This window comes from Nostoc sp., from assembly GCF_041747015.1.
GTDB lineage: Bacteria > Cyanobacteriota > Cyanobacteriia > Cyanobacteriales > Nostocaceae > Nostoc.
The window spans coordinates 21,263-27,547 of the sequence record NZ_JBGTFY010000159.1 but is presented as its reverse complement, the minus strand read 5'-3'; the positions used below and the strand labels follow the sequence as shown (position 1 = coordinate 27,547).

Annotated in this window: 6 protein-coding genes and 1 pseudogene; 4 read left to right on the top strand and 3 right to left on the bottom strand. The window is 42.6% G+C overall.

The window, feature by feature from the left end; genetic code table 11:
- Together ACEW80_RS12295 and ACEW80_RS12290 are read left to right on the top strand one after the other, a co-directional pair.
- Nucleotides 1–144 (top strand): annotated as a pseudogene (locus ACEW80_RS12295) (phosphate ABC transporter substrate-binding protein); the annotation flags it as partial.
- Between the two features lie 189 nt (nt 145–333).
- On the top strand, nt 334–1,380 hold the full coding sequence (locus ACEW80_RS12290) for a PstS family phosphate ABC transporter substrate-binding protein (RefSeq protein ID WP_373526840.1): 1,047 nt from the start codon (nt 334–336) through the stop codon (nt 1,378–1,380).
- Nucleotides 1,381–1,459: 79 nt separating this feature from the next.
- Here ACEW80_RS12290 and ACEW80_RS12285 read toward each other — a convergent pair whose 3' ends face one another.
- The gene (locus ACEW80_RS12285) at nt 1,460–2,179 is read right to left on the bottom strand and encodes a Crp/Fnr family transcriptional regulator (RefSeq protein ID WP_292795523.1); all 720 of its coding nucleotides are present in this window, start codon (nt 2,177–2,179) and stop codon (nt 1,460–1,462) included.
- 523 nt (nt 2,180–2,702) lie between these two features.
- On the opposite strand from ACEW80_RS12285, the gene ACEW80_RS12280 reads away from it, so the two are divergent.
- Nucleotides 2,703–3,377 (top strand): DALR anticodon-binding domain-containing protein, encoded by a 675-nt coding sequence (locus tag ACEW80_RS12280; RefSeq protein ID WP_373526839.1) that lies wholly within the window; start codon nt 2,703–2,705, stop codon nt 3,375–3,377.
- Between the two features lie 180 nt (nt 3,378–3,557).
- On the opposite strand, the gene ACEW80_RS12275 is transcribed toward ACEW80_RS12280, so the two are convergent.
- Nucleotides 3,558–4,409 carry a Cof-type HAD-IIB family hydrolase gene (locus ACEW80_RS12275; RefSeq protein WP_373526838.1) on the bottom strand — a complete coding sequence of 284 codons (852 nt, stop codon included), beginning with the start codon at nt 4,407–4,409 and terminating at the stop codon, nt 3,558–3,560.
- Between the two features lie 252 nt (nt 4,410–4,661).
- The gene (locus tag ACEW80_RS12270; protein ID WP_373526837.1) at nt 4,662–5,927 is read right to left on the bottom strand and encodes an RNA-guided endonuclease InsQ/TnpB family protein; all 1,266 of its coding nucleotides are present in this window, start codon (nt 5,925–5,927) and stop codon (nt 4,662–4,664) included.
- Nucleotides 5,928–5,972: 45 nt separating this feature from the next.
- Between ACEW80_RS12270 and ACEW80_RS12265 the strand changes: the two genes are divergently transcribed.
- Nucleotides 5,973–6,122 carry a ribbon-helix-helix domain-containing protein gene (locus ACEW80_RS12265; RefSeq protein WP_181985055.1) on the top strand — a complete coding sequence of 50 codons (150 nt, stop codon included), beginning with the start codon at nt 5,973–5,975 and terminating at the stop codon, nt 6,120–6,122.
- The last annotated feature ends 163 nt before the right edge of the window (nt 6,123–6,285 follow it).

Here is a 6,285-nt window from a genome sequence, read left to right as displayed (position 1 = left end):
TATGCAATTACCCGGAATTTATTTGTAATCGTTAAACAGAATGGTCAAACAGATCAGCAAGCTGGTGAAGCTTATGCAAATTGGCTGCTGACACCTCAAAGTCAAGAACTGATCGAAAAGGCTGGATTTGTCAGAATTAAGTGATCAAAATAGTTAGATTTAGCAAAATAATCAAATATTAAAAAGTACTTATATTGCAATACAGTTCAATTAAGGGTTATTGGTGTAGATAGTTGGTCTTTGAAGACGCAATAAATTGCGTCTCTACATGAGGGCTTTGGGCTGATCTGAACTGTATTAACTTATATTGAACGGACGCCGGAGTAATTTAGTATGTCCCAAAAAAATGAAATACCTATTCTTGTCCTATCCATCCTAATTACCGGCGGACTAGTAGCTGGCGGTCTTTGGTGGTTCAGCAGAAAATCAGGTCTTGACCTAAATAAAATAAATTCTGGTAACACTAACACGCCTCAAACAGCATCAGGACAACCTAATGCCAAAACTTTCAACTCAGTACAAGATATTCCCACAGGATTATTCAATTACGGAGGCAGTACATCTTGGGCACCAATTCGACTAGTAGTTGACCCCGTAATTCAAGGGTTGCGACCAGAGTTCCGGCTGCGTTATGTAGAACCCAGCAATGCATCTCCTGGCTCTGGTACTGGTATTCAATCGCTGATAAACGGTCAACTAAGTTTTGCCCAGTCTTCTCGACCAGTTTTAGATCAGGAGTTAAACCGTGCCCAACAGCGTGGGTTCAGTTTGAAACAAATTCCTGTGGCAATTGATGGTTTAGCAGTCGCAGTTAATCCCAATCTCAACATCGCAGCACTGACGATAGATCAGTTAAAGTCAATTTACACGGGCAAAATCAATAATTGGAGCCAGGTGGGCGGCCCCAATATTCCGATTAAGCCCTATTCCCGCCGCATTGTTGATGGCGGTACGGTCGAACTTTTTGTCCAAGACATCTTGGGTGGTCAAGCTTTCAGCTCCAATGTAGAATTTATCTCCACAACCACCCAAGCCTTGCAAAAATTGGCTGATAGTCCTGGTGGTATCTATTACGCTTCTGCCCCAGAGGTCGTTCCTCAATGCTCAATCAAACCCTTGCCGTTGGGGCGGACACAAGGGCAATACATTGCTCCCTACCAAGAAACATTTGTCCTCCCGTCTGAATGTCCTGGTAAACGGAACAAATTGAACATTGAGGCTTTCAAATCAGGAAAATACCCAATTACCCGCAATCTGTTTGTGGTGGTCAAACAGAATGGTCAGATTGAGCAGCAAGCAGGTGTCGCTTACGCCAACTTACTGCTGACTGAGCAGGGACAGGAACTGATTACCCAAGCTGGATTTGTCAAAATTCGCTGACATCTGCGATCGCTTCCGGTGGGGCGGAGCATCGTCGTACTCAGACAGAGTGGCGGAAATCGCCGCTCTGAACTGTGCTTTAACCAGCTCTGTTAATCGACTCTGCTGGCAAGCAAATGAGATTATCCCCTTGGGTAAGGATTAAGCCGCGTTGACGCAGCTTGCCCATCAAGCGGGTGACGGTAACACGAGTGGAACCAATCGCACTACCAATTTGGGCATGGGTAAGGGGGAAAGGCAGACAATAGCCGCGAATCACATCAGGATCAGTGTCGCTCATTGCTGGCTCTCCATATTCCTCAATCAACAATGTGAGAAATCCTAAGAGTCGGTCAATTGTGCGGCGTTGTCCCAAGGCACTCAGCCACAACAGCTTACGTTGATGCTGATACCTAAAGGCATCCATAACTTCACGACGGAAGTGAGGCCAATTATCTAAATCATGCCAGTACATCCACAACACCGCAGTTTGGTCAACATGGGCGTAAGCCTGGAGTGTGAATGGTGACTGAGCAACAATTTCAAATGGCTGTCCCGCTCCCACAAAACCCAAGAACGCTTCTTCTGGGGTTCTGTTGATTCGTCGAGACGTTAGCTGACTAGCTGTAGCACTGACTTGGGCGGTTCCTACCATGCGGATCGCACCCCTCTGCACTAAATATAGCAATCCAGGTCGGGCTGGAATGCGCTCATCTTTGCTAAAGGTGCGGCAGCGGTAGTGTTCTTGAGCCCAGTCAAGAATGCGTTGCCAAGTCAAAAAAGGCCGTGATGCCTCAGAAAAGGAGGATTGAGATTGCATAGGTAACAAAGAGCTTTCGGCTGAAGACAAAGACGTAAATAAAAAGGTGCAAGGAGTGTCTTTGTGTTGGCAGGCAGGCTTAACGCCTAACAGCGCCAGCCATCCAAAGAATAGAAAGCAAATTACTCTCTATTCTTTTGTTATACTTCCTACTGTACAATGATGGTAGTAAAGTTTACTTACTATTTATCGATTATTCATTAAATTTTATCCTCCTCTCATTTTTCTTCATGTAGATTAGACTTATACCGGAAAATAGATCACAGAAAATCAATAAATATATATTACATTATTACTTAAATAAAATTACGTGCATCAAAAATTACTACTTAGCAAGTATACGTCAGTAAAACAGCTAGTATACAGTTACTTAATAAAATCACTAAGTATTGATACTTACAATATAGAAGATACAATCATAAAAGATGAAAAAAATTATCTACATAAAGGTAGAGATAATAATAAAGTTTTATATATCTCAGGTGTAGCCCTGCGACTTTCAAAATCTCAGAATCGAAAAGCTATGGAGCTTGCTAGTGCGATCGCCTTTGATCTATCGAGGGTCGGTGGTGACGTTTTTAGCATCCAAATAGTTCCCCCTGGTTGGATACATTTTGAATTGACTCACTCGACGTTAGCAGCTTGGTTACAAAGTCTCGCAATCGGGAGTTTAGGGGAACAGGGGAACACGGAGCAGGGAGCAGGGGAAGAGCAGAGGACAATTGATGCCCAATATCCAATGCCCAATTCATTGTTTGCTATTCAATATGCCCATGCACGTTGCTGTTCGCTAGTGTTGCTGGCTCACCGAGAGGGATTAATTAAACTTAGAGAGCCAGTTCCAAATATTAGTCCAGCTTTTTGGAGTCTTATCTCCCCTAAACCTCTGCCTTGGCTCAACTGTGATGGAGTACTGCGACTAAATCACCCTGATGAGCGTCGTCTAATTGCTGAGTTAGTACAAGTGGTAGACATACAGTGTCCTGATGTTAGCGGTTCTGTAAAATGGGAAAAAGTAGCACTGAATTTGAGCCAAGCTTTTGAAAAGTTCTGGTCTAATTGCCGGATTTGGGGTGAGATTAAAATTACGTCACCAGAGTTAGCCCAAGCCAGACTTGGATTGCTGATGGCTACTCAGTCAGTATTAAGATTTGTTCTAGAGGGAAACCTGGGGGTTTTTGCGCCCTTGGAGTTATAAATCGGTAATATCGCTTAGGTAGAAATAAAAACTTTTATAATAGCTATTGACTCAATGCATCGCCTCGGCTACATTAGCAAATGTGTGAGGAGCGAACCAGCAGGGGCACCGAGACGAAACACGGCCAGTCGTCGGTGTCCTTTCTGATTTCTATGGTTTAGGTTTGAAAAAGTGTCCTCATCACAGCAAAAACTTCTCAATTGCTACTGCTGCTCCGTCTTCCTCTACACTAGGAGCTACCCAGTGAGCGATCGCTTGTACTCCTGCTGGTGCGTTGCCCATAGCTACACCAAGTCCAACATACTCCAGCATTTCCAGATCATTGAAGTTATCGCCAATGGCCATAACGTTGGCTATCTGTAATCCCAGCAAGTCTTCGGTTAGATAACGCACAGCAGTTCCCTTATTTACAGAGGCGTTAGTTGCTTCAAAAAAGGTAGCAACAGATGTTGTCAGATAAAGTTCGGCAGGTGTGTATTGGCGGCGCAAATTCCCCAATAGCTGGTTGATCACATCAGTGTCATCACACAAAGCGAGAATTTTTGTTGGTTCATTCGTTAAGGCTTGGCGCAAATCACCCACAGGAATCGGGATAACACCAGAGCGTTCTGCATAAATTTGGGTTTCTCTAGTTAACTCACGGACGTATAGCTGATCATTGATGTAAAAGTGGACAGATAGAAGCGATCGCAATTCAGGTTGTTCAAAATAGTCGATTAACTGGTGGGCAATTTCTTTGGAAACAGCCCAATGGCGATGAATTTTTTGGGTGATTGGATCTTGAATCCAGGCTCCTTGATAAGCCATTAATGGTAGAGTAGAGCCGATGTCTTGGTGGAAGCGCAAGGCTGAACAATACATTCTACCCGTAGCGATCGCTATTTGGATTCCTTGTGCTTGCGCCGCAACAATCGCTTGCTTTACAGGTTTGCTGACGGTGTTAGACTCTCCGGCGATCGTGCCATCTATATCCAAAACTAGCAGTTTAATGTCTTTTGCAGCAGCCTGATGATCAGTAGATGCTTTCTGCATAATTTCCTAGATTTTAAGTTCCATTGACGCTCCCACCTTTTGAAGGAGTGGAATTCATGCCTAGAACCGCATAGGTTGCGTCAAGCAACCCCTACCTACTCAACTGAGGTCTAAACCTAGTCTTGTACTTACCTTTTGCTAAAATATTGGCGACTCCATTAAGAGCCGCGTTGGCGCATTCACCAAAAGATGTTTTATACATTCCCCGCATAATCGAAAAGATAATTACGGAATTCCTTGACGCCGTGGGATTCATGCGTAGAATCGCATGGGTTGCGTCAAGCAACCCCTACCTACTCGACTAAGATTTATCCCTAGTCTTGTGCTTACTTTTGCTAATATATTAGCGGCTCCATTAAGATCCGCATTAACGCATTCACCAGAAGATGTTTTATACATTCCCCGCTTAACTCGTTTACCACATGGTTTATACCCTTCAGGTTTTTCGCCGAATTTAGGTATCAAATCTCCATCTAAAAACGAAGTCTTGGAAGTATAGCTTTCCTCTGTCTCTACATAATTAATTCTATGTAATTCGCACAACTGCTCTATCCGTTTTCTCAGTTTAGCTGTGGGAATTTGCACAAAATTCTGATTGTTTTTCCGCCCAATATTAATGTTTTGCTTTTGTTCGAGATTGCAACCAAAAACCACAGTTCCAACTGCGTTATTCAAGCACCAATCAATAACTTGTCTTGCTACTTTGTTAGTTGCATCCCTCATCTGTCTATTGCGTTTATCAGTAAGACGAGCCATACGCTTCGTGAAAAAAGCATCCTCACCAAACTGTTTGCTAACTGCTGTGCTAAGTGCAGCTTTGGTTTTATTCCACCACTGATTAACAGACTTAAGTCGCTTCCCACAAACTAAAAAAGATTTGCCATTAGTACAAACAGCAGACACCCAATTATTTAAACCTGGGTCAATTCCAATAGCATAAACCCCAGTTGTTTGCGATACTTCACCCATCTCATAAACATATTCAGTGTACCAACTCCCATGAGTGGGAATGAACCGGAGTTCTTTGATTGGCTTACCCCAAAGACGCTTTGGGTATGGCACAGTAATTGCCTCAATTCCTTCAAAGTACTTCTTTCCTGGATGTCCTAGCGGTACTTCTAAAAACTTCGTTCCATTTTTATCAATTATTTTAATAGCTTGACCTGGGTAAACTACTTGGTATATTCCTCCTTTTGCACGGTAATGAGGTAGTTTTGGCTTTTGGTTAAGCTCTCCTTTTTTTGCTTTATTTTCTAATGCTTGAAAAGATTTAAATGCTTCAGCAACACTTTTAAGGGTTTGTTGTCCTGCTTGCGAGTGCATAACTTTATAGTTCTCATCAACCTTTAAATCCTTGCATAACTTACCGTAGCTAATGGTTTTGCCGTTTTCAAAGTATTGTTGACGACTTAAATATACGCCAGTGTTGTACAGACTATTAGAAGCCATACCTAATACATTTAAAATTAGTTTTGATACAGCATCCGGTTTAGTTGCGTTCTTTTGTGTTCCGATCATTTTCCCTCCTTAATGTTAATATACTCTCATTGAGGAGTATATGCAATGACTAGAAGGCAAAAGTTTCAATTTTATTTGACCGAGAAAGAGTACCAAGCTCTACAAAAAGCAGCAGAAGATAGACAGGTTCCGATGTCTGAAATAGTTAGATTTGCTATTCAACCAGTGTTAATGAAATACCTGGACTGTACCTAAAGAAAGGTGCTTCTCTATGAGACGCTACGCGAACGCATTCATCCACGCCTAAAGGACGTATTGCGTATTCTGAGTCACCCACATACTCGTGGTCTTTCTGCTCTAATAATTGTAAGAGGTTAACAGGCTATAGCGACCAGTGGGGAATAATAGAAAAAATTGG